The following is a 23,061-nucleotide window of genomic DNA, read 5'->3' on the forward strand; positions in this document are numbered from 1 at the left end:
CCACATTTGGTGTTGGAGGGCGTCCGCTTTTGTGAGCTACCGCTTTCCGGTGAGACTGGCTTCAATCTCTTCCAGGGTCCTGCCCTTGGTTTCCGGAACGAACAGGGCGATAAAGATCACGCCCAGCAGACAGAAGGCACCGTAACACCAGAAGGTTCCCGCCGCACCGAGCAGCTTGTTCAGGATGGGGAAGGTGTAGGTGACCGCAAAGCAGGCAATCCAAAGCGCGGATACGGCAATCGACATCGCCAGACCCCGGATGCGGTTGGGGAAAATTTCCGACAGCAGCACCCAAGTGATGGGGGCGAGAGAGGTCGCATAGGCGGCGATCACCGCAAGGGTGAGCCCCAGGATGAGCGGCCCCTTTATCCCCAGGAAGAAGGCGACACCGAGCAGGCCGTGTATCACGGTAATGATTGCCGTGCCCCATAGCATGAGCGCCCGGCGTCCGAGCCGGTCCACCGTAAAGGTCGCGACCAGGGTGAACAGCAGATTGATAGCGCCGGTAATCACGATGTTGAACATCACGCCGCTGAGGTCGTAGCCGGCACCGCGATAAATCTCTTCAGCATAGTTGAAGATGACATTGGTGCCGCTCCACTGCTGTAACACCGCCAGGCCAATCCCCATCAAAACCAGACCGAAGACCAGTGGCTTGAAAAGGTCTCGCCAGGCGCCTTTTTCCGATCGCTCACGCGCAAGCATGTTGTCCACATCGCGTATTTCGTCCTCGGCATAGGCCGCACCGCCGATACGCGTCAGAACAGCCTTGGCTTTCTCAGTCTGGCCCTTTTTTACCAGCCAGCGCGGGCTTTCCGGCACCAGGAAGGCGCAAAAGAAAAAGGTCAGGGAGGGGACGGCAACCGCCGTGAACATCCAGCGCCAGCCGTATTGTCCTTGCCAGGAGTCGCGGATCGTATCCGCTGTCGCGCCATCGGCAATATGACCGGCAATCAACAGATTGACGACCTGGGCGGCCAGTATGCCCACGACCACGGTGAGCTGATTGAGCGTGACCAGCCGTCCGCGCCACTGCGCAGGCGCGATCTCGGCGATGTAGGTGGGAGACACATTGGATGCGATGCCGATGGCGACGCCCCCCAGAATGCGCCAGAGAATGAAAGTATCAAATGAATGCGCCCAGCCTGTCGCCACGGATGACACGCCGAACAGGGAGGCCGCAGCGATCAGAAGCTTCTTGCGGCCCAGGCCGTCGCTAAAGATGCCAGAGCAGATGGAGCCGATCAGGCAGCCCAACAGAGCGCAGCTGTTGGCCCATCCAATTTGCGCCTCGGACGTCAGGCCGAAATAGGGTTCATAAAAGGGCTTAGCGCCGCCGATAACTACCCAGTCGTAACCAAACAAGAGGCCGCCGAGTGCTGCAATCGAAGAGATCATCCAGACGTAGCCCAGATTGAACTTATAAGGCGATGTTGCGCCAACGGCGCGATCGTCCTTGGACACTATGTGCATATGCGCTGTAATCCCTGCAGAAGTTATTTATAAGTGGCCGCCGTCAGTGGTATGATGCGGCCTGCGCCATCCACCTTAGGGTCGATGCGCTGTAACGTCAATATATAATACATATATAGCTGTTGCCGCGCGCGCCGTTTAAGGCAAGGCTGCGAAACCGGATCACAATCTATTGTGATTTCCATTGTGAATGAAAGACCTTCATTTTCCGCGCCGACAGCTATTGACCCGTCATTTCACCTCTGCAATAGGTATATGTAATATAAATGGGAGGATGCTATGGGTGTTTCGGTTATAAGCAGGCGAGCCACATGCCTCGGGCTCATGGGAGGGCTGGCGGTTGCGACCTTGCCTATGCGTTCAACGGCCAGCGCCGGCTTTGACTCCGTCAGCCGGGTGTTCCGCCTGGATGGCGATGGCGTAACCTATGCGTTCGGAATCGATAGCGCCGGTCAGGTGCAATCCCTGCACTGGGGTGGGGCGCTGGCTCTGGACGACCAGATCGGCGCTGCGCCCAAGCCTTCGGACTATTCGGGATTTGATCGTGCCAACTCCATCACGCCTCTTGAGTTCGTCGCTTTCGGCGGCGGTCTGGTGGTCGAGCCGTCGCTTAAGGTCGCGTTCCCCAACGGGGTGCGCGATCTGGTCCTGAAATACCTGGATCATAGCATAACGTCCGACGGGATCACGCTGCGGATGAAGGACATAACGGCTGAGGTCTATGTCCAGCTTAGATACGGTATGGATAAGGCCACGGGTATTTTGTCGCGATCCGCTGTCGTGGAAAACAAGACCAAGGATTGGATACGGGTTGACCAGATGGCGGCCGCCACGCTCAACCTGCCGTTCGGCGAAGACTACGAACTCAATTACCTCACGGGTCGCTGGGCGGCGGAATGGAGCTTGCAAAAGCGCCCGCTCGAAGCTGGCACGACTGTGCTGGAAAGCCGGTTGGGCATGACCGGCTCACAGAATAACCCCTGGCTGGCCGTCACCCGTCAGGGGCTGACGGATGAAGACAGCGGGCCCGTATGGTTTGGTGCGCTGGCCTGGAGCGGTTCATGGCGCATCACGGTCGAAAAGGACATTGTCGGGCATCCCCGAATTACGGCGGGGTACAATCCGTTCGATTTTGCCTACCGCCTGAAACCCGGCGAACGCCTCGAAACACCTGTCTTCTACGCCGGCTTCAGCAATGGCGGCATGGGGGGGGCGTCGCGCCGCATGCACCGCTTTCAACGGACGGTTATCCTGCCGGGCGCGCCCGAACCCAAATTGCGCCCTGTACTTTATAATTCCTGGGAGGCAACGGAATTTGCCGTCAATGAGGCGGGTCAAATCGCCTTGGCCGAGAAGGCCGCGACCCTGGGGGTCGAACGTTTCGTCATGGATGACGGCTGGTTCGGCCAGCGAAATAATGATCATGCGGGTCTCGGCGACTGGACCGTCAACCGGGACAAATTTCCCAATGGTTTGTCGCCCCTGATCAGCCGTGTTCGCGCATTGGGTATGGAGTTCGGCCTTTGGGTGGAACCCGAAATGGTCAATCCGGACAGCCAGCTATACCGCGCTCATCCGGACTGGGTGATCAATTTCAAAGGGCGTCCGCGTACAGAAGGCCGCAATCAACTGGTTCTCAACCTGGCGCGCAGCGACGTGCGGGACTATGTGCTGAAATCGCTTGATCTGCTTTTGCGAGACAATGATATCGCATTTTTGAAATGGGATCATAATCGAAGCTGGTCGGAGCCCGGCTGGCCGGAACGCGCGCCCGAGGATCAGCAAAAGCTTTACGTCGACTATACCAAAAACCTCTATTGGATACTGGCTGAACTGCGCAGCCGTCATCCGAAGCTGGAAATCGAGTCGTGCGCCGGTGGGGGCGGTCGGGTCGATCTGGGGATCATGCATTTGACCGACCAGATCTGGCCGACGGACAACACCGATCCGTTTGACCGCTTGAAAATCCAGGACGGCTTCTCGCACGCCTATATGCCGGGGGTGATGATGGCGTGGGTGACGGCGTCGCCGAACTGGGTCAACAAGCGTTCGACCTCCCTTGAGTACAGGTTCCTGTCGGCCATGCAGGGGTGCCTGGGTATTGGCGACAATCTCAATCACTGGACGGCGGATGACTTTGCAACGGCGAAACGTCTGGTCGCGGAATATAAGTCCATTCGCCAAACCGTGCAGCGGGGCGATCTGTATCGTCTCATTTCTCCGCAGGGCGGCTCCGAACGCTCAGCGACCCTGTCCGTCGCCGAAACGAAACGCCAGGCCGTCCTGTTTTCGTTCCTGCATTCCAGTTCAACCTTCGACGCGACGCCTCTGATCCAGTTGCAAGGCCTGGATCCCCAGGGCCGCTATGCCGTGCGCAGCATCGTCGGTACGGCGGAGGCTGATACGCCCAAGGTGGCGAGCGGATCTTATTGGATGAACCACGGTGTTCGCATCCCCTTGAGAGGGGACTTCCAAGGCGCCGCGCTCGCATTTGAAATCGTCTGATAAAGGAAATTAGAGTTGACTATCCCCTTTGATGCCGCACGGTTCGCCCAATCGCTGAACGGCGCCGTTGCTGAACTGGACCGCGCTGCCGCCTACGGTTTGGCTGTCGCTACAGAGATCGACCGCATTTACTTTGTGGCGCCGGGCGCCCCGAACCGCATCATGCAAGGCCTGCGCTATTGGATCGAAAGCCTGAGTGCGAACATTGAGGTCCGCTGCTACTACCCAGCGGAGTTTATGGCGATGAACCCGCCGCGCCTGGACGAACGCACGCTTGTCATTATGGCTTCGAAGTCTGGAAAGACGATGGAATCCGTAGCGGCGGCCAAATTTTTGCAAGACAGGCCGTGTCGCAAGCTGGTGATTACCCAGGCCGCCGACCGCCCCATCGCGCAATATATCGACACGCAATTTCTGCTCGGTGAGACGCATGAACCCTTCTATGGCGTGTTCATGATCTTGCAGGCGCTTATCGGGGGCATCTTGGCCGGCAAGGACGCCTGGCCACACTTGCCTGCGCTGCTCAGGTCCTTGAAAGCGTTGCCGACCGTGCTTGCCGATACGGTCGCCCAGCAAGACGCCCGCGCCGCCAAGGAGGCGGAAGCCTATAAGGATGACAGGCTTTTGTACCTTCTGGGGGCAGGTCCCGTGTTTACAATGACCTATTATGTCGGGGTCTGCATCCTTCAGGAAAGTCAGTGGATGCACTGTATTCCAGTGGAAGCCGCTGAACTATTCCACGGACCTTTCGAGGCCATAGATGAAACCGTTCCGGTTGTTCTCATGCTGGGAGAGGACGTAAGCCGGCCGATCATCGAACGGGCACTGGCATTTTGCCAGAGATACACGCCTCGAACGATCGTATACGATTCGCGTGATCTGGCCATGCCGGGTATCGATCCGGTCATCCGCCCAATGGTGGCGCCCTATGTTGTGGGCATTGCGGTCGAACGCATCGCCGCGCATTTGGCGGAATTGCACCAGCAGCCCCTGAGCACGACACGATATATGGGCAAGGTGCCCTATTGAATGCCACAACATTGAAAAGACTGGGTCGACCTGTAATCCTTTTTTCAAAAAAGGGCTTCGCCGAATAAGCTCCTGTCTTGAGCCTGTAGCCGCCGTTCTATTTTTTTTCGGCGCCTTCGACTTCCTCTTGCCGACTTTAAGCCGCTTCCAAATCTGTCGTCAGTCGAAGACCTGCGCGGCATCGTCGGGGCGCATCTTGTCGCGGCTGATACGCAGGCCAACATAGACGGCAGCCGTAAAGATCATTCCGGTCAGGGACGACAGGCTATCGCCAAGGCTCGTGATCAAGGTGTCGGTGAGGCCGCCGGGCATCGGCAAAGCGCTGCCAAGGTTTGCGCCCAGCACCTCAAGCAGCTTGTCGAACAGGTTTGAGGCGATGCCGTTGACGAGAGTCAGGCCGAACAGTGTCCAGCGATGGCCGCGCGTCAGGACGAACGAGCGTTTGACGCTTCCCCACAGACCCAGTCCCTGTTCGCTGACATAGGCAGGTATAGCGACGTATGCCGCCATCAGGAACATGAAGCAGGGAAAGACCAGCAGCAGAAAGGCGAATCCGGCGACAACACCGGTCATAAGCAGAATCAAGACCAGCGGAAGGGCGTTAAAAGCTGCGTGCCCCAACACCGTAGGCAGCGATACGGATTTGCCCACGGCGCGCAGGATAGCGATTTCGGTGATGGCTGACAGATTGATCATATAAAGTAAGAGACTGACCAGACCGCTTCCTACCAACCAGATCTGGGGCGATCCGGACACGCGGTCCCATTTTTCCCACCAACTGCCGGGTTGCACCTCTAGGCCCGCATACAGGCCGTAATTGATCGCCAGCGTCGGTAGCACGGTCAAAATCAACCCCAGGATGAGAAATAGGGCGAAATTGTCGCTGATCAACCGGAAGAAACGGCTGTAGGCCGAACCGAAAGAGAAGGGCATGGCGATCCTGTTTTAGCGTGTCGGTTTAGCCTATGACCGTATATGGGTTCTGCCAAGACCTATTTTGTCTTGCGCAATGGTGCTGTAGAGGCCCGCAGGACAACATCGTGCTGCAGAACGACATGGGGCGCCGGGGTTGGCCATTCGACACTGTCAGGGCCGCTGGTGAGTGGCGACAGGCGGGTAAACAGCAGATCGCCCGCCGCTGCCCCCAGACGCGTGACTGGCTGGCGCACAGTGGTGAGTGACGGCCACAGCATTTCCGAGGTCGGAATGTCGTCGAAGCCCACAACCGAGCAGTCGTCCGGCAGGGTGAGGCCCAATTCATGGGCCACGCTGATCACCGCCGCGGCCATTTCGTCATTCGACGCAAAGATGGCGGTCGGTCGGTCTGCTCGTTCAAGCAGGTTATGCGCGCAAGGTATGGCCGAAAAATATCGGAAGCCGCCCTCTTCGATCAGGCTATCGTCGATCGACAGGCCCGCTTCGCTCATGGCCTGCGCGAATCCTTCCCACCGCAACAGCGTGGCGGAATGCCCGGGCAGGCCCCGAATGAAGCCAATCCGCTTATGCCCGAATGCGATGAGGTGCTGAGTCAACTGATAGGCCGCGCGTTTTTCGTCGATGCGTACCGACGGCAGGTGGCGGGCCTCGGTTACCGGGGCAATCCGGACATAGGGGACGCCTGCCTCGTCGAGTACGCCCAGGACTATCTCATTGTCGGTCAGGGGCGCGGTCAGAACCGCACCGTCAAGCTTCAGGCGGCGCACCAGATCCTTGGTACGCCGTTCGATGTCCGGGCTTTGGTAGTCCAACTCCTCGACGACCAGGTGATAGCCGAAATAGTGGCAGCGGCTGAGCAGGCCGATCTGGATGTCGCTGGTGTAAGCGCCACCGGGATCGCCGTAGAGCTGGGCCACAACATACGATTTGTCAGGTGTTTGGGATCTCATCCCGCGTGCCGATTCGTTGACCTCGAAGCCGAGTTCGGCGACGGCGGCGCGAACCTTGGCACGCATTTCGTTGGAGACGTGGCGTTCATTATTGATGACGCGGGAGACCGTCTTGATCGAAACGCCGGCGCGGCTGGCCACGTCTATAATGGTCGGCTTACGTATATCGCTTGGCGGCATCAGTGCTTTACCGGCGTGAATCTATCGGCGTGCGGCATGGCAAAGTTGTAGGGGCGCGGCGGTGTGGGCATGCAGACGGGTCTCGTGACGGGAGGCTTTGGGGAACGCTAACACGCGGGTGGCAACACGGCAAGCCTGCCTTGGGCGGGAGGGCAGGACGCAGGGATATGATTTTATTGATATTTTTGTATTTGTGTAATATCCGGGGCGAGTGAAGGCCCAGGCCTTGCGCCCGTTGTCAGTATTTCGAGACAGGGTGTGAGACTGATTTATCGACGGATAAAAATTTTTTCCGCGATAATTTTAAGAAAAATATATTTTATATCAACAAGTTATATTGCAATGGTTGCGGATTGACAATCTGACAACCTTGTCAGTTTGTGTTTACATGCGGTTGGCTTGCGCGTACGAAGACAGCGTCACGCATCCGGCGACGAACGGCTGTGAATGTAACGTCTCCCTGTTGCAATCAGTTCTCGCAGGACAATTACGGCCCTCCCGGTTCCCGAGACTTGGAGGGCCATTTTGTTATTTCTGATAAACTCTCACATAGTCGATCTTGAACTGCCAGGGCAGGCTTGAATCGTCCACGCCTGTCTTGCCACCGAAATCGCCGCCCACCGCCAGGTTCAGGATAAGGTTGTGCGCGCGGTCGAAGGGCCAGGTGCCGGTGTTGCCCTTGCCGTCATTGCGGAAATGGAAATAGTACCGACCGTCGATGCCTTCCTTGATCTCATCGGGTGTCCACAAAAGGCTGTAGGTATGCCACTGACCGCATACGGCGGGCATAGCCTTCAGAACCCCTTTTTGGGTACCCTTTACGTGGTTGTACTGTCCGGTATGGATGGTGTGGTAGATAACATCCTTGTCCCAGCCGACATATTCCATGATGTCGATTTCGCCGTCGTCGGGCCATTTCAACCGATCGGTTGCCGGCAGTTGCCAGATTGCCGGCCAGACACCCAAACCGCACGGTAACTGGGCACGCACCTCGACATAGCCGTATTTGTAGGTCTTTTTCGATAGCAGGCGCGCAGACGTATAGTGCTGGCCGCCCCAATCTGATCTGTTCTTAAGGTCTTCCTTACGCGCCTCGATGATGAGGGCGCCATCCTCGACGCGTGAATTTTCCAGGCGGGCATTGGCGTAATATTGCCGTTCGTGGTTCGCCCAGCCGGTCTTGTTGGCCTTGGTGTCGTATCGCCACAGGGCGGGATTGGGCAGGCCCGGGGTATCGAACTCATCGGACCATTTCAGTGTGTAGCCGGCCGGCACGCCGCCGGGTTCATCTATGGCTAGGGAATCCTTCGCGGGCGCCGCGGATGGGTCTGCGCTCGCGGTCAGAGGCAGGATAAGAGCCGTGACGGCCAGACAGGATATACGGGCATGGGACAGCACGGGGCGGGCTCCTTAAAAAGCGTTTCCAATCGTTTCGCGGGCGCCTTTGCGGCTTATGGTGTGAGGCTAGCAGACTGGTCCGGCCTAGGCAAACCAGACAACGATGGCGCCGGTTAAGATAAGCAGGGCGACAGACAGGATGCGGTAGTTCTGATACCATTTCACTGTCCTGAGATGGGCGGTTTCGGTTTTCCAGACATCTTTGGCGAACATCAGTTGGCTGACGGTCGCGGGGTCCGGAGCGGGGCGGAACAGGCTACCTATCAGCAGGGCGGCGCCGGCGATGACGAAAATGACCACGGCGGCGACCAGGAAATGCAACGGAAAGACGTGAAACTGAAAGGCGTCAACGAAGAGAACGAGGCTGGCGGTGGTCCCTACGATTAGGCCGGCGGCCGCGCCGGTCGTATTGACGCGCTTAATGAACAGGCCCGCCAGGAAGACGGCGGCGATTGGGGGGACGAAGTAGCACAGGACCGCCTGGAGATATTTCCAGAGCGTGTCTTGGAAATGGATAATCTGAGGCGTCCATAGAACGGAAATGACCATCAGCGCTACAATGACGATCTTGCCGGTGCGCACCAGTTGCACGTCTGTCATGCCGGGCCGCAGTTTGCGGATGAAGTCCATGGTCAGCAGGGTAGAGGTCGAATTGTAGACGGCAGACAGGTTCGCCAGGATTGAAATCAGGCACGCCGCCAGGATTAGTCCGATGAGGCCGTGCGGCATGACTTCGAAAACGATGTGCGAAAACACCTGATCGGGCTGGGCGAGGTGAGGAAAGAGCAAGACCGCTGCGGCGCCCGGCAGGATGACCAGGAACAGGTTGGTCAGTTTCAGCGCACCGCCCATCAAAGAGCCCCAGCGACCGTGGTCCAGAGACTTAGCGGCCAGAACGCGCTGGACCATGATCTGGTTTGTGCACCAGAAATAAAAGCCGATGAGGGGCACGCCCGTCAGAAGACCCGTCCAGGGCATGTCCTTGTCTGAGGCCGGCATGACCAGCTTCAGATGCGCGGGGTCCAGTTGCGACATAACGTGTGTCCAGCCCCCGGCGGCCTGAAAGGTGAAGAAGGCGATACCGGACGCGGCAACGACCATGACCAGTCCCTGAACACTTTCGACCATGATGACCGCACGCAAGCCCCCGGAGATGAGGAAGGCGCCGGCCAGTAGGGCGAGCAGGGCGCAGACCTGCCACAGCACCCAGTCGGGGAAAAGGATTTGGAACAGGACGGCCCCGGCGAACAATCCACCTGCGGCATCGAGGAAAATACCCAGAACGACAGACAGGGCCGAAACATAGGTGCGCACGAACTTGCCGTAACGCAGCTCCAGGAACTCCGGCACGGTGAAGACCTGGGATTTGATATAGGTCGGGAGCACGAAGGCGCAGAAGATGGTCAGCACGACCGCCGCCATCCATTCGTAATTATAGACCGAAATGCCGTGCGAATAGGCGGCCCCGGTCAGGCCGACCAGGGACGTCGCCGAAATGGTCGAGGCGTAGAGCGCAAAACCGATGCGCGGCCAGGATGCCGAATTGCCGCCAAGGAAGTGTTCGCGCGCCTTCATCTGGCGCCGACGATCCAACAGGCCCATCAGGATCAGGCCGCCGACGTAAAGACCGAACACTCCCAGATCGAGCCAGCTCAGGTTTTGGATCAAAGGCATGTCGGCGTGTTCCCCGTCTTTTTTTCAGGGTATCGGATTTCGCGCGGGGTGCAAGCCGCCTTGCATCGGCCATCTGACCTCCCACATGCACACCATGTCCAAACTCGATAAATTTGGCGCCTTGCCAGACGAACACGTGCCCGACCTGCTGGCGCCAGGGTTGAAGCTTGTTTTCTGTGGCACGGCTCTGGGGCGCGTTTCGGCAGAGCGTTGCGCCTATTACGCCAATCCCGGCAACTTCTTCTGGCGAACCCTGCACAATACCGGACTGACGCCGGGCCAAGTCAGGCCTCAGGACTATGCGCAGGTACTCGATTACGGCATCGGCCTGACCGACCTGTGCAAGGCGCACTATGGCAATGACAACCAATTGCCCGCCGGTGCGCTCGATGCCGAAGCTCTCCGCCAGAAAATTCTGCGCTATCGGCCGGCCATCCTGGCCTTTACCAGCAAGACGGGCGCCAGTGTGTACCTCGGGCGAGCGACCGGTGACATCACACTCGGCTTTCAACCGGAAAAAGTCGGGGATACCCGCATTTATGTCTTGCCTTCGCCGTCAGGTCAGGCCCGTATCTTCTGGAATCAACAGGCCTGGCAGGATCTGGCCGACACCGTGCGCGGTGTGTGACACCCCGGTAGGAGGCCCCATGTCCAAGTATGATTTTGCCGTGATCGCCAGCCCGTTCGCACCGGTGACACCGGGCGAGCTGACCCTGATCGAAACTGTCGGGACACGAGCTGGTGCAATCATACTGGTTATCGAAGGGGCGGATATTGCACCGTCGGTGCAGATGCCATGGACGGCAGAGGAGCGTGAAAGCCTGCTGCGCGCCGGCCTGGGGGAGGCGGGTAGCGGCGTCTTGATTACCTCGGTTCGTGATCATCGCTATCGCCCGGACCTGGCCGCCGCCGCCTTGCGGTCGGCGGTCGAGGCGATTGCCGGGCCGCAAAGCCGGATCCTCAAGGTCGGTGGTGTCGACATCGAAGATTGGGATTATAGTGAGGCGCCCGACTTCTCCGCCGATGCGGAAGACATGCGCGGGGCTTTTTTCAATGAAGGCCCTGAAGCCTTCGAAGGCGAAGTGCCCGACGCCATGGCGGACATACTGATGTCTTTTGATGCTACGCCTGCCTACCTCGCGCTCTACGAGGAACAGGTCTATGTCGAGGCCTATCGCGAGAGCTGGGAAGCTGCGCCCTATCCGGCTACGCTCGTCACCGTGGATGTCATCATCATAGCCTCCGACCGGCTATTGCTGGTCAAACGCGGTGCGATGCCGGGTAGGGGGCAATGGGCCTTGCCTGGCGGCTTCATCGACGTTGACGAAACCCTCATCGAATCGGCCATGCGCGAGCTTCAGGAAGAAACAGGCCTGGACCTGACGGAGGTTGCGTTCGAACTGGTGGCGCGTGAAGTGTTCGATGACCCAAAAAGGTCCTCCCGTGGACGCGTGATCACCCATGCGTTCGTCTTCCGTTTGGACGGTGATCTACCCGTTATTGCGGGCGCGGATGATGCTGAAATCGCGAAATGGTTACCGCTCGTCGAACTGTCGGGCTTGCGCGGCCACTTCTTCGAGGACCACGGCGCCATTCTCGATCATTTCGGTCTGTTCCCACCCGATTGATCGGGCTTTAGTGCCGTGCCATGGTGCCGTTTCATATGAAATGAGGCCGCCATGCTTAACCCTGCACCCCGTCTTGCCCTGTACCTCCTGACCACGCCCCTGGCACTTGTGCTGGCGTTACCGGTGGCGGCTCAGGTCACCGCGCAAACGCCCGACGACCAGTTCAAGGCTATCTACACGGCGGAATGGACCTGGCGCCAATCCCTGCTCGCTAGTGGCGAAGACAATGTCGATACTGGGATTGCGCCCCATCTGCCGGATGTCAGCGCCAAGTCGCAAGGCGAACGGCTGGCCTATTGGCAGGGTATAGAGAGCAAGCTGGCCGCCATCGACCAGACCGCGTTGTCGCGCGAAAACCGGATCAATTTCCAGATCTATAAGGGCCAGATCGACGCATATGTCGCCGAAGGGCGGTTTCGCGAGTATGAGAAACCCGTCAATTCCGACAGCAGCTTCTGGAGCGATCTGGCCTATGTCACCGAGGCCAATTTTCATACGGTTCAGGATTACAGGAACTATCTGAGCCAGTTGAACGACATGCCGCGGTATTTCGACCAGCAGATCGTCAATATGCGGGCCGGGCTTAAGCGCCATTTCACTCCTCCGCAAGTCACCTTGACTGGCCGCGAGGTCTCCGTGCGGACCGTCATCGAGGCTAAACCGCAAGACGGCGTCTTCTACAAACCGTTCCTCACCATGCCGGCGACCATTCCGGCTGACATTCAGGCCGACCTGCGCGCCCAGGCGGTCAAGGCCATCACCGCGTCGGTCGTGCCGGCGCATAAGACCCTCTACGCCTTTCTGACCACCGACTATATCCCGCACGCGCAAACGGCGCTCGGCGCCAGCCAATTGCCGGACGGTGCGGCCTATTATCAGTCCAAGATTCGTGAATACACCACGCTCGATCTGCCGCCCGCGCAAATACACCAGATCGGCCTTGAGCAGATGGCGCTTATCCGTGCGCAGATGCTGGACGTGATGAAGGCCGTGCATTTCGATGGCGACCTGCCGGCGTTTCTGGCCTTCTTACGCACCGATCCGCAATTCTATGCCAAGACGCCTCAGGATCTGCTCGATCGCGCCGCCTGGACGGCTAAACGGTTCGACGGTGTCGCCGGCAAGTGGTTCGGCCGCCTACCGCGCCAACGGTTCGGCATTGTGCCCGTTGCCCCGGAAATCGCCCCTTTTTACACCTCCGGGCGCGGCGGGCCGGGCACCTACTACGTCAATACCTATGATCTGAAATCGCGGCCCCTGTTCCAGCTGACCGCCCTGACCTTGCATGAATCGGCGCCGGGTCATGCTTTCCAGATGCCGTTGGCGCTCGAAAACAAAACCCTGCCGGAATTCCGTCAGAAAACCTACATCTCGGCCTATGGCGAAGGATGGGCGCTTTATTCCGAATATCTGGGCGTTGAGATGGGTATGTATGAAACACCCTATGACCGGTTCGGTTATCTCAGCTACCAGGCCTGGCGGGCGGCCCGACTGGTCGTTGATACTGGCATCCATGCCCAGGGGTGGACGCGCGCCCAGGCCCAGGCCTATCTGCGCGAAAATACCGCCTTGTCCGAGCATGAGATCGAAACCGAGGTCGACCGCTATATTTCCTGGCCGGGCCAGGCCCTAAGCTACTATCTCGGCGAAATGGCGATCCGGGACGCCCGCGCAAAGGCAGAACAGGCCCTGGGCGACCGGTTCAATATTCGCGCCTTTCACGATGCTGTCCTGGAACTCGGCTCGGTCCCCTTGCCTGTTCTGGCGGCACATATCGATGCCTTTATCGCCAATGGCGGTGTCGGGCCCTACCCGGACGAGGAAAAATAATTGCCTCCCGCCGATTATAAAAACGATTGTCTGCAAATCTGGCTCCGACAGCGCCACCGCCCCAGCACCACCATAGATAATCTGCGTTCGTGGTGAGACAGCCGAAATCTGTCGAAGCAGTCGAAGGAGGTGCGGGCCTAGCGGGCGGTAAGCGGCGCGTGGCGACATAATATGTCTGCGGTAACAGGATATTTTATGGATTTGCCCCGAAGCGAACGGATAACTTGACCTTTGGGAGGTCATCGAGGCATCGTTTTTGGTTAACACATTGATATTGTATATCCAAAAAAAACCCTATAGAGGGAAAACCTCTCTCTTTAGGCGATTCCAGTGAGCAGCGCACCAAGACATCCCACAAGTCCGTTCTACAAGATTGCGGTTGATCGATTGATTGAAGCGCGCATAGCCAAGTCATGGAGTCAGTACGACCTGGCGAAGGTATGGAGACGCCATCAGAGTATAGTCGCCAAGGTTGAAACCTATCAACGCAACCTGGAACTGATCGAATTCCTCAATCTATGTACCCTTCTGGATATAGATCCGGTGCCTTTGGTCGCCCAGATTCATAAGCAGATTAAGCTTGACCAGTCGGTTTTGCCGGCGGCTACGGCTACTCCCAAGGGAAACGTCCACCTAAAATAGCGCGGTAGCGCCGCCGTTCTGCCCCCGTAAGTGGCCTCTCTGCGATGACGCGGCGTTTGCCGTCGCGAATATCGGCCCACTTCAGCGTCAGCAGGGCCGGAGCCCTGCAAATGAACCTGAACGTCATCGAGCGATTTTCAATCGCTTCGCTCACCAGAACGGCTTCGAATGCGGCCCACATATCTTTGCCGAGTCGTTGATTGAGATAATCGGTACATGCGTCAGTCCCCACATCCGTGCCATCGGAGGGGAGGCCAAATTCGATCTCGTAAATCACCCAACATATCTTTCAACTGTAAAATACCGGCCGTTAACCTAGCGTTAACCGGCGCCCGCTTTAATTCGATTATCGAATTAGGCGGTAGGCCATACGTCTTTTTCGCGTGACGATTGTGTCCTTGGCCGACCTGACGCTACCGCCGAGCGGTCAGGCCACATCTCTCACCAAAGCGCATTTTGGGCGCACGCGGTTCCGCACGGCCTTCCGTGTGCTTAACGCCTTTGCGTGGTGAGGTTTAACTTCCAAGCCTCGGGGGGCGTTTAGCAATCTTATGGTCATTCCTCGGATAGCTGCCGGCGATAGAGCACCTGCGCCTTATCGCGTAAAAATAGATATTAGCGATGCCGATAGACTCGTGCGTTTCCGCCTTATGGGAAAGGTCCCCGGCTGGGCGTTTGCCCGTCATTTTCTCGAAGCGTCACAGAAACTGAATGGGTCGGGACTATACAATATGCTCGTCGATACGCGCAGGCTCGATACAGCCGCCGACTACCGGGGCTACCGGTTTCTGGCGCGTAGATGTTCACATCTGCTCACCCAGACGTCACCTGCCCGCAAGTTAGCGGTGATCAGCCCCGCCGTCGATGCCCGAGCCCTCGGGGGTATCCTGGCGGAACTGTACCCCGCCAATACCATGAGAACCTTTTCCGCCATCGACGAGGCCTTGGCATGGTTGAGTCCTGACGACCTTGACTGAAGCTGTCTTTTTTATTCTCGGCATGGGTGGCTGGCGGCCTCTTCGCCTTGAAGGCTATGCCCTTGAACCTCTCGCGGAGATGTGACATGCCCTATAGCCGCAAACTGACCTCACTGCATGTCATTTCGATCATGGAGCAGGTGGCAAGGCTGGGGCGGATTGAAATTTCAATCGCCTGTCCAGAAGAGCCGATTGTTTTTTCAAACGGACTGAATCGCCTTTTAGGGTTAAGTGTTGAGGCCCCGATAACGCTTGATATGGTGTCGCGTGCCATTCACGCGTCGGATCGAGCCTCGTTTATTGAGGACATGACGGTCATTCGTCGGGGGCATGAGCCGCCGCCAAGAACATATCGCCTGGGCGGGGCAATCGCGCAGGCACGCTATATATCTCTGAAGTACCAGGCTTTGCTCGGCGGGGATGGGTGCGTTCAGAAGATTGTGGCGCTCGCCCAGGATGTAAGTGCCGAAGAAACGCTGCTGCGTTCGAAAACCCACAACGCCCGTCGCGTTGACGCCCTGATGGCATATTTCGGCGTTGAATGCATCTGGAGCGCAGACGCTGGCGGTCGTTTATTTGAACATTTTACGGCAGGCAATCTCGAAGGGGTGGTGCCGAACTTCGATCCTCTGACGGCCGACGCCATTCATCCAGGTGACCGTGAGATAGCGCTGTCGGCCATAGCTCGCGCCATGTCGGCCGGGGAGGGTTTTTCGGTCAGCATGCGGATATTCGGTGCGGACGGCGTGCCTCGAAAATACCACAAGAGGGGTATGGTCATCCGTGAAGAGGGGCGCCCACTGGAATGGTGGGGCGTCATAATTGAAGACCGAGCCCTGTCGGCCTTGCTACCTGCGGAACTGGACCGCGCCGTCAAGCTTGCCACGGGAGCGACCCTGAGAGCGCTGTGCGGCGTTGTCGGTTATACACACGACGAACTGGCGCGCCACACGGGCATTTCGCGCACAACTATTCATCGCATGTTCTCGTCTGATGAACCGCTGTCCGGTCAATTCAAATATAAGACAGTTGAAGCGGTCATTCAAATATTTACGCAGCACGGAATTCGATTTTTCGTGGATCCGGAAGGTGTGCTTGCCTTCTCACATAGAAAAGATCGAAAATGATGCATCAAAATACATCTATAAACTAATGAAGGATGTTTGCAGATGTGATTTCGACGCATTCAACTTGTCAAGTTGGGCGACAGATTTAAATTTCTCTTAAATGGGGGCCATTATAGAAATTGGAACATTGGGCACACTTTTGTGCGATAATCGCGAATTCGAGCCGAAATTGGCTCTAAAAGTGTCAATTTGCGGGGCGTCTGCTGGTAGTATGAGCCCGTATAATTAAATTTCATCTCACCAAGTTCATTCACCATGATCGGGCGGGGCCTGGGGGTCGTGCACCGGCACGGCGGCCGGGTTCGGTCTGTTCGAATTCTGGAGAGTGTTTATGAACTTCAACAACATTAAGATTCAGATGAAGTTGCTGATGCTTGTGGGAGCCATCAGCGCGATCACGGCATTTATAGCCTATTTCGGCGTCACCAATTTTAATCATCTGGCGGCAACGCTGACGGAAGTTGACCGTGTGGATACCGCCGCGACGATCGGCGCGCGCATGACGCAGGACGTGATTACGGCTAACCGTTCAGAATACCGGATTGCCGCCAGTCCAACAGAAGAAAACATCAGAGAAGCCAAGGCCGTCAATGACGACGCCAGAAATCGCTTTCTTGAGCGCATTGAGCAAACCTCCAAGGTGGCCAATGACGATGAAAAGGCCATGCTGGCGACGGCGAAGCAGGCCTATAAAGACTATTCAGACGGTTTGGAAAACGTTTATGCTGTCGCCCATGACGTCAAGGCAAAAGCCCACCTTGACGCTGAACAACAGCGTCTCTACCAAGCCGTAACTCAAAACCGCGTATTGGCAAACAAACTGACTGAGGCTGTGAAGACCTACGGCCAAGCGATCGATAAACGCGGCACGGCAACGGCTGAGAAAGCGGTGGCCGATAGCCAGAAGATAAGCATGATAATGGTCGTCGTAGCCGTAGGCGGTGTACTGTCGGGTCTCTTGGTCGGCTGGCTGATGGCGACCTTCGGTATTGCCAAGCCGATTGCGCGTTCAGTTGAGCAACTGCGCGGTCTGGCCGATGGCCGGCTGGAGACGGTTGTGACGGGTGCGGAACGACACGATGAATGCGGTGACATCGCCAAGGGGTTGGCCATCTTCAAGGAGAATGCGCTGAAGACCCGCGAACTGGAAGCCTCTGCGGCTGAGCTTAAACAAAAGGCCGAGGCTGAACGTCGCCAGGGCATGCTGGATTTGGCCAATGAGTTCGAAAAATCAGTCGGTGGGATTGTCACGACCGTGTCAGGTGCCGCCACGGAGCTTCAAGCCGCCGCCCAACAACTGAGCGCCACGGCTCACGAAGCCTCGGCGCAGTCGCTGGCGGTCTCCTCGGCGGCGGAAGAGGCGGGTTCAAATGTGGCGTCGGTTGCGGCTGCCACTGAAGAACTGGGTGCGTCGGTGTCGGAAATCGGCCGTCAGGTGGAAAACTCGGCTCAGATTTCGGCAACCGCCATGACGGAAGCCACCGAAGCCGGGCGGATCGTCGAAGAACTCAACGAAGCGGCAGCCAGCATCGGTGGGTTTGTCGATATGATTTCGGGACTGGCCAGTCAGACTAATCTTCTGGCTCTGAATGCCACCATAGAATCGGCGAGAGCTGGAGATGCCGGTAAGGGCTTCGCCGTGGTGGCCTCCGAAGTCAAGGCGCTGGCCGGCCAAACGGCCAAGGCGACGACCGAGATTTCCGAAAAAATCGCTCAAATTCAGGAATCGACGAGCCGTGCCTTCAAGGCCATGCAAAACATCGGCGGCACGATCAACCACATCAATACCGCCTCGACGGCTATCGCGTCGGCTGTTGAGCAGCAAAATTCGGCGACCCAGGAGATCGTGCACGCCGTCAACCAGGCCGCCATGGGCACGACCGAAGTGAGCTCTAACATCGGCGGTGTCGCCGATGCGGCAGAACAGACCGGCAGTGCGGCCGCCCAGGTCCTCAGCTCATCCAGCGAACTGGCGCAACAGGCCGAGCGTCTGCATCATGAGATGGACAAGTTCCTGGCGAACGTGAGGGCGGCCTGATGGAGCGGGCCATTACGTTGGGGCAGATTACGGTTCATCCGTCTGCCCTGACTAAGGCGGGCATCACCCGCCTGGCCTCACATCTCTCAGCGGAACGCCTGCGAGACGAGCGATTGACCTTGGTAAAAGTGACACAACTTAAGTTTGAAGAGTTGCGTCAGGAATGTCTCGACCTGGGTCGTGTCATGGAGGTCACGCAGCCCGAGGATGTCCAGATGATGATGGAGGGGCTTAAGATATTCACGGAGAATTTCCTGAAACTTGCTGAGCGTATCGATGCAGCGATTGCAGGAAACGGAGAGGAGGGCGGTATGGGCAGCCCGTCCGACGCGTAGTGTAAACAGTAAGCGTAGCATCTCAGTAGCGTGATTGCAGAGTTTTAGTAGCGTTCCAGTAGTGTCTCAGTTGGTAAGCGTAAATGTCTCCGGCCGATGACGATCCTTGTTGATCGTCATCGGTGCCCATTGTCATTTAGACCTGTCGAATTCGAAGTCTTTCAGTTTAGGCCTTACGTCGCTTTTAAGCTGGTCGACAGGCTGCGGTCTTAAGTCCGTCTCTGCTTTTCGGTGATCTGGAGCCTTACCATGAAAGTCACAGATATGACGCTGCAAGACAGCGCAGACCTGTCCAGACTCGCGGTTTTGATCGTCGATGACAGTCACAATATCCGTAAAATCGTCTGCGAGATCCTGCGCAGCAACGGGTTCAAGACTATAAAGGAAGCGGCGAGCGGAATAGAGGCCTTTGAAGTTCTTAAGGTCGCGTCCATTGACCTCATGATCCTGGATCTGGTGATGGACCAACTCGACGGTATCGAGACGGCAAAACTTCTGCGTCGCGGCTCTGACAGCCCCAATAAAACCTTGCCCATCATAATGATTACGGGCCACACGGTTCGCAGCAATGTCGTCAAGGCGCGCGACGCCGGCATAAACGAGATCATTGCCAAGCCCTTCACGGCGCAGGTTCTGATCGACCACCTTAAAACCGTAATGAGAAGCAAGCGGCAATGGATAGATGTCGCGACCTATACGGGGCCTGATCGGCGCAGACGGGCGTACGAGGCCTATGCCGGCCCTATGCGCCGGGCAAGCGATGCTCTGAATTCAGATGTGGCCTCCGATATTGACCGCCCATCTTTAGCCGCCGGCTAACGGTTCGCAACGGGTGACGCGACCTAAGCCTAATTACACCGTGTCTACAGGTTGCCCATTGGAACCGGCACACAATCCGACCTTACTGGCGGTTAGAGGCGGCACAAACGCAGGATTTCGTCGACCACCGCTTCTCGGCGGCTGGCGGCGTGATGGATATCTCCCATGTCGTGCTCAAGTAGGTGTGCGACGGTCCACCGGTTCGACACGTTATAGAAACACAGAGCGCTGATCGAGGTATGCACGTCGATGGGACGCACGTCGTTGCGAAACACGCCGGCGTCCGCCCCGCGTTGCAAAATGCGGGTGAGCTGCTGAAGGGCAAACAGACCCCGGGTCTTGGCTTCTTTCAGATACCCCATGTGCTCGCCCTGGTGAATGTTTTCGACCATGACCAGGCGAACGAATTCCGGATGGTCCATATGGTAGGTGAACTTCAGGCGCACCAACTGGGCCAATGCCTCCTCCGGCGGCAAGTCCTCGACACCGATGGCTTCTTCGCGCGAGCGGATATCGGCGTAGCATCGCTCGAGAACGGCCCGGTAAAGGCCTTCCTTGTTCTCGAAGTAGTAGTAGATCATGCGTTTGCTGGCTGCCGTCAGTCCGCCGATGTCGTTGATACGGCTGCCGCTCAGGCCATCGCGGGCGAAGGCGTGGGTCGCAATCTCCAGAATGTCTTCTTTTGTGCGTTCCGGATCATTGATCCGCGCATTGCTGGCCGTTGTGGACTTTTTGCGGGGGGTTACGGCAGGCGTTTTCATCGGCGCGTTTCAGGAATCCTGTATTCGAAGCGGTATCAGGCTGTCATTGCGCCGGGCCTGCGGTCAACAAAAAAGCGTACGCCCGATCAATCGGGGATGGCGGAATATTGTTCGAATGCCGCCATGGCATCGGCCGCATACATCAAGGACGGCCCGCCGCCCATATAGATGGCCATGCCGACCACGTCGCGAAACTCATCGCGCGTGACGCCCAGCTTGATCAGGGCCTCGGTGTGGAAACCGATGCAGCCGTCGCAGCGCGTGCTGATGCCGATACCGAGTGCAATCAGCTCCTTCGTCTTCTTGTCAAGCGCCCCGTCACGCAGGGCGGCACCCGCAAGGCCTGAAAAGGCCTGCGTGACCTCGGGTATTTCCTTACGCAGGTGCTTAAGGTTGGCGGAGAGATTGCGGGTAATGTCGGGATAAGACTTGTCCATGGGTGTGTCCTGTACATGGAAGACAAAAAAAGGTCAGCGTGGCGGGCAGGCCTTAAGGGCGTCGGCCAGATCGTGGCCACTGGCCACTTCGGCGACGATCCGTGATTCCCAGGCTTCGCGCGCCTCGGCCTGATCTATGGCCGCTTTGGCGTCGGCGGCGGGCAGCACGAAAACCCCGTCATCGTCGCACAGGACGAGGTCGCCCGGTGTAACAACGGCACCGCCAATGCTGACGGCCGTGTTAAGGCGGCCACCGAGGTCCAGGCGGCGCGTCGTAATCGCACTGACGCCCCGGCTCCATACCGGCAGCCCGACGGCCAGGATCTCGGCTGTGTCCGTGATGGGACCGTCGACAACGACAGCGGCGGCACCGGCCCGCTTCATGGCCAGAGCGACGATTCCGCCAATGCAGGCGTAAAGGTCGTCGTGCAGACGGTCGATCATTACCACGTCGCCGGGTCGCACCTGTGCCAGCACCTGATGCAGCAGAGTGGAGTCGGGGCCGGGCAGGGCCAGGGTGACTGCCGTACCGGCAGCGGTACTTGCAGCGGCCAGGGGACGGATATCACGCCGGCAAAACCCCCACAGGTGCGTGTGACCGAAGGTCGAGGTGTGCAGACGCGACAGGCGCGTCACCAGATCGGCAGGCGCCTGTGTCGGCATCGGGTGGATCTGATATCTATCCATTGGGCGTCTTCGGATCGCAGCTTTTGAAATGCGTCAGGAACTCCGCCACGTAGGCGGTCAGCCACTCGGTCATGGCGGCACCGGCGGCGGCTGTGCTGAGCCGGGCATCGCCGCCGCCGACGCCATCCGGCGCCACCTGCGTGACGTCGAGCGGCACATCGATCTGACTGCCCTGAAACAGCAGGTTGCTGAACTGGCCGGTGATTGGAAGACCGAATGCGGTCTTACGGTCGGCGGTGCCCAACAGGTCCGGACGCATCAGGTCGGGCGTCAGGTGCATGGCGACCGAAGTCAGCGGATCGGCGCCATGGCCACGCGCCTTGGCGGCGTTAGCGCCGTGAATATCCTGCCAGACGGCATCCGGCATCAGCCGCCAAAGGTTGAGGTTGGGCACGACAACGCCCCATTGCCGGCGGATTTTGTGCGTCACGTCGGCGATCAGCGGCGCATTGGTCGAGTGGCCGTTACAGATGACGATATGGACGATATCATGATCCAGAAAGGCGGTCAGCATGTCTTCTAGCACGCGGCTGAACGTGTCGGCTCTCAACTGAATGCCTCCCGCCATGCCGCGGAAGAATTCGGCGTAGCCGAAGGGCAAGACCGGCGCGCAGATGGCATCCGCCCGTTCGGCAGCGGCCAGGGCGATGTGCTCGGCGACGACATAGTCGCCCATGGGGGCGTGCGGCCCCTGTTCTTCCTGTGAGCCAAGGGGAAGAAGGATAACCGGGCGGTCGGTTTTAAGGCGCTCGGCGAACTCGACCCAGGTCAAGTCTTGCAGGGCATGGCGGCGTTTGGTCATAGGGTGTCCGCCGTATGCAATATCTTGTTTTGCCCCACCGGGATCTGTTGGCGCACGCGGTCGGACAGAGCCATGTCGATCGGCGCGCTGACAAAACCGGTGCCTTCGGCGGCGCGGGCGACGACACGACCCCACGGATCGACAATCATCGATTGGCCGAACGATTGGCGCGGACCTGCCGGCGTGTCATAGCCACCCCATTGCGCCGCCGCTAGGAACCAGGTTTCGGTCTCGATAGCGCGGGCGCGGATCAGCGGCTCCCAATGGTCCTGGCCGGTCAACTGCGTGAATGCGGCGGGCAGGGCAATCAGATCGGCGCCACGTTTCATCAGCGCCTGGAACAGTTCCGGGAACCTTAGATCGTAGCAGATGGCGCATCCGACCCGCACGCCTTCGCAAACGTAGGTGACGATATCGTCGCCACGCAGTACGGTGGCGGATTCATGATATTGCACGCCGTCGGCGGTGGTGACGTCGAATAGGTGGATCTTGCGATAGCGCGCCACTTCGCTGCCGGTGCGGTCGAAAACGACCGTGGTGTTGTAGGCCTTGCCGGGAATATCGGACTGTTCGTAGAAGGAGCCGCCGTGGATCCAGACCTTATGGGTACGGGCCAGATCCTGTAGCAGACGATAGGTTTCGCCGCCACTCGAAGGTTCCGCCACGGCGGCCGCACCCGAAGCGCCGCCCAGCCATTCACAGTGTTCGGGCAACAATATCCAATCAGGCTGATCGGCCTCGACGGCGGCGGTGACCAGATCGCGGATTTGCCGCAGATTGGCCGCCTTGTCGTTACGGCTGTTCATCTGAATGACGCTGGTTTTAAGCATATC

General features: G+C 58.2%; 22 protein-coding genes. 11 read left to right on the top strand and 11 right to left on the bottom strand.

The genetic code is table 11. From position 1 onward, the window contains the following. Positions 1-36 precede the first annotated feature (36 nt). A complete protein-coding gene (locus tag AEAC466_RS27735) occupies positions 37-1,473 on the bottom strand; it encodes a sugar porter family MFS transporter (protein ID WP_023457024.1) in 1,437 nt (478 codons plus the stop codon). A gap of 354 nt (positions 1,474-1,827) precedes the next feature. Here AEAC466_RS27735 and AEAC466_RS27740 point away from each other — a divergent pair, with 354 nt between their 5' ends. Continuing rightward, the gene (locus tag AEAC466_RS27740; protein WP_023457025.1) at positions 1,828-3,978 is read left to right on the top strand and encodes an alpha-galactosidase; all 2,151 of its coding nucleotides are present in this window, start codon (positions 1,828-1,830) and stop codon (positions 3,976-3,978) included. 15 nt (positions 3,979-3,993) lie between these two features. Next, positions 3,994-5,007 carry an SIS domain-containing protein gene (locus AEAC466_RS27745; protein ID WP_023457026.1) on the top strand — a complete coding sequence of 338 codons (1,014 nt, stop codon included), beginning with the start codon at positions 3,994-3,996 and terminating at the stop codon, positions 5,005-5,007. Between the two features lie 159 nt (positions 5,008-5,166). Here the strand turns inward: AEAC466_RS27745 and AEAC466_RS43645 are convergent, their stop codons facing one another. The 4 genes from AEAC466_RS43645 to AEAC466_RS27765 form a co-directional block, all read right to left on the bottom strand. Further along, positions 5,167-5,940, bottom strand: a complete 774-nt coding sequence (locus AEAC466_RS43645) for a hypothetical protein (RefSeq protein WP_023457027.1) — start codon at positions 5,938-5,940, stop codon at positions 5,167-5,169. A 59-nt stretch (positions 5,941-5,999) separates the two neighbouring features. Continuing rightward, positions 6,000-7,073, bottom strand: coding sequence for a LacI family DNA-binding transcriptional regulator (locus tag AEAC466_RS27755; protein ID WP_023457028.1), 1,074 nt, complete (start codon positions 7,071-7,073; stop codon positions 6,000-6,002). A 528-nt stretch (positions 7,074-7,601) separates the two neighbouring features. Continuing rightward, entirely contained in the window at positions 7,602-8,471 is an 870-nt protein-coding gene (locus tag AEAC466_RS27760) for a glycoside hydrolase family 16 protein (protein ID WP_023457029.1), read from the bottom strand. An 84-nt stretch (positions 8,472-8,555) separates the two neighbouring features. After that, positions 8,556-10,145 carry a sodium:solute symporter family transporter gene (locus tag AEAC466_RS27765; protein ID WP_023457030.1) on the bottom strand — a complete coding sequence of 530 codons (1,590 nt, stop codon included), beginning with the start codon at positions 10,143-10,145 and terminating at the stop codon, positions 8,556-8,558. 85 nt (positions 10,146-10,230) lie between these two features. On the opposite strand from AEAC466_RS27765, the gene AEAC466_RS27770 reads away from it, so the two are divergent. From AEAC466_RS27770 to AEAC466_RS0122135, 4 genes are all read left to right on the top strand, one after another. Then, on the top strand, positions 10,231-10,773 hold the full coding sequence (locus tag AEAC466_RS27770) for a mismatch-specific DNA-glycosylase (protein ID WP_235074158.1): 543 nt from the start codon (positions 10,231-10,233) through the stop codon (positions 10,771-10,773). A gap of 19 nt (positions 10,774-10,792) precedes the next feature. After that, on the top strand, positions 10,793-11,773 hold the full coding sequence (locus AEAC466_RS43650; protein ID WP_023457032.1) for an NUDIX domain-containing protein: 981 nt from the start codon (positions 10,793-10,795) through the stop codon (positions 11,771-11,773). 51 nt (positions 11,774-11,824) lie between these two features. Further along, entirely contained in the window at positions 11,825-13,603 is a 1,779-nt protein-coding gene (locus tag AEAC466_RS27780) for a DUF885 domain-containing protein (RefSeq protein ID WP_023457033.1), read from the top strand. 330 nt (positions 13,604-13,933) lie between these two features. Further along, the gene (locus tag AEAC466_RS0122135; protein WP_155913496.1) at positions 13,934-14,245 is read left to right on the top strand and encodes a helix-turn-helix domain-containing protein; all 312 of its coding nucleotides are present in this window, start codon (positions 13,934-13,936) and stop codon (positions 14,243-14,245) included. On the opposite strand, the gene AEAC466_RS44395 is transcribed toward AEAC466_RS0122135, so the two are convergent. Beyond that, on the bottom strand, positions 14,214-14,522 hold the full coding sequence (locus AEAC466_RS44395; RefSeq protein WP_155913498.1) for a hypothetical protein: 309 nt from the start codon (positions 14,520-14,522) through the stop codon (positions 14,214-14,216). The genes AEAC466_RS0122135 and AEAC466_RS44395 overlap by 32 nt on opposite strands. A gap of 358 nt (positions 14,523-14,880) precedes the next feature. Between AEAC466_RS44395 and AEAC466_RS27785 the strand changes: the two genes are divergently transcribed. The 5 genes from AEAC466_RS27785 (at position 14,881) to AEAC466_RS27805 (ending at position 19,541) form a co-directional block, all read left to right on the top strand. Further along, entirely contained in the window at positions 14,881-15,222 is a 342-nt protein-coding gene (locus AEAC466_RS27785) for a hypothetical protein (RefSeq protein ID WP_155913500.1), read from the top strand. Between the two features lie 86 nt (positions 15,223-15,308). Continuing rightward, positions 15,309-16,349, top strand: coding sequence for a PAS domain-containing protein (locus AEAC466_RS27790; protein ID WP_023457036.1), 1,041 nt, complete (start codon positions 15,309-15,311; stop codon positions 16,347-16,349). Between the two features lie 331 nt (positions 16,350-16,680). After that, a complete protein-coding gene (locus AEAC466_RS27795; RefSeq protein ID WP_023457037.1) occupies positions 16,681-18,387 on the top strand; it encodes a methyl-accepting chemotaxis protein in 1,707 nt (568 codons plus the stop codon). Next, positions 18,387-18,722: a hypothetical protein gene (locus tag AEAC466_RS27800; RefSeq protein ID WP_023457038.1), complete on the top strand. Its 336-nt coding sequence runs from the start codon at positions 18,387-18,389 to the stop codon at positions 18,720-18,722. Before AEAC466_RS27795 ends, AEAC466_RS27800 begins: the two co-directional genes overlap by 1 nt. 249 nt (positions 18,723-18,971) lie before the next feature. After that, positions 18,972-19,541: a response regulator gene (locus AEAC466_RS27805; RefSeq protein WP_235074160.1), complete on the top strand. Its 570-nt coding sequence runs from the start codon at positions 18,972-18,974 to the stop codon at positions 19,539-19,541. Positions 19,542-19,633: 92 nt separating this feature from the next. Here the strand turns inward: AEAC466_RS27805 and AEAC466_RS27810 are convergent, their stop codons facing one another. The 5 genes from AEAC466_RS27810 to AEAC466_RS27830 form a co-directional block, all read right to left on the bottom strand. Further along, complete coding sequence (locus tag AEAC466_RS27810) at positions 19,634-20,302, bottom strand: TetR family transcriptional regulator (protein WP_023457040.1); 669 nt, start codon at positions 20,300-20,302, stop codon at positions 19,634-19,636. A gap of 86 nt (positions 20,303-20,388) precedes the next feature. Next, positions 20,389-20,739, bottom strand: a complete 351-nt coding sequence (locus AEAC466_RS27815; RefSeq protein ID WP_023457041.1) for a carboxymuconolactone decarboxylase family protein — start codon at positions 20,737-20,739, stop codon at positions 20,389-20,391. Positions 20,740-20,772: 33 nt separating this feature from the next. Continuing rightward, positions 20,773-21,426: an RraA family protein gene (locus tag AEAC466_RS27820; protein WP_023457042.1), complete on the bottom strand. Its 654-nt coding sequence runs from the start codon at positions 21,424-21,426 to the stop codon at positions 20,773-20,775. Beyond that, on the bottom strand, positions 21,419-22,228 hold the full coding sequence (locus tag AEAC466_RS27825) for a creatininase family protein (RefSeq protein WP_023457043.1): 810 nt from the start codon (positions 22,226-22,228) through the stop codon (positions 21,419-21,421). Before AEAC466_RS27825 ends, AEAC466_RS27820 begins: the two co-directional genes overlap by 8 nt. Then, positions 22,225-23,058, bottom strand: coding sequence for a carbon-nitrogen hydrolase family protein (locus tag AEAC466_RS27830; RefSeq protein WP_023457044.1), 834 nt, complete (start codon positions 23,056-23,058; stop codon positions 22,225-22,227). The genes AEAC466_RS27825 and AEAC466_RS27830 overlap by 4 nt, the downstream gene beginning before the upstream one ends. Positions 23,059-23,061 lie beyond the last annotated feature (3 nt).

This window comes from Asticcacaulis sp. AC466, from assembly GCF_000495815.1.
Taxonomy (GTDB): Bacteria; Pseudomonadota; Alphaproteobacteria; order Caulobacterales; family Caulobacteraceae; genus Asticcacaulis.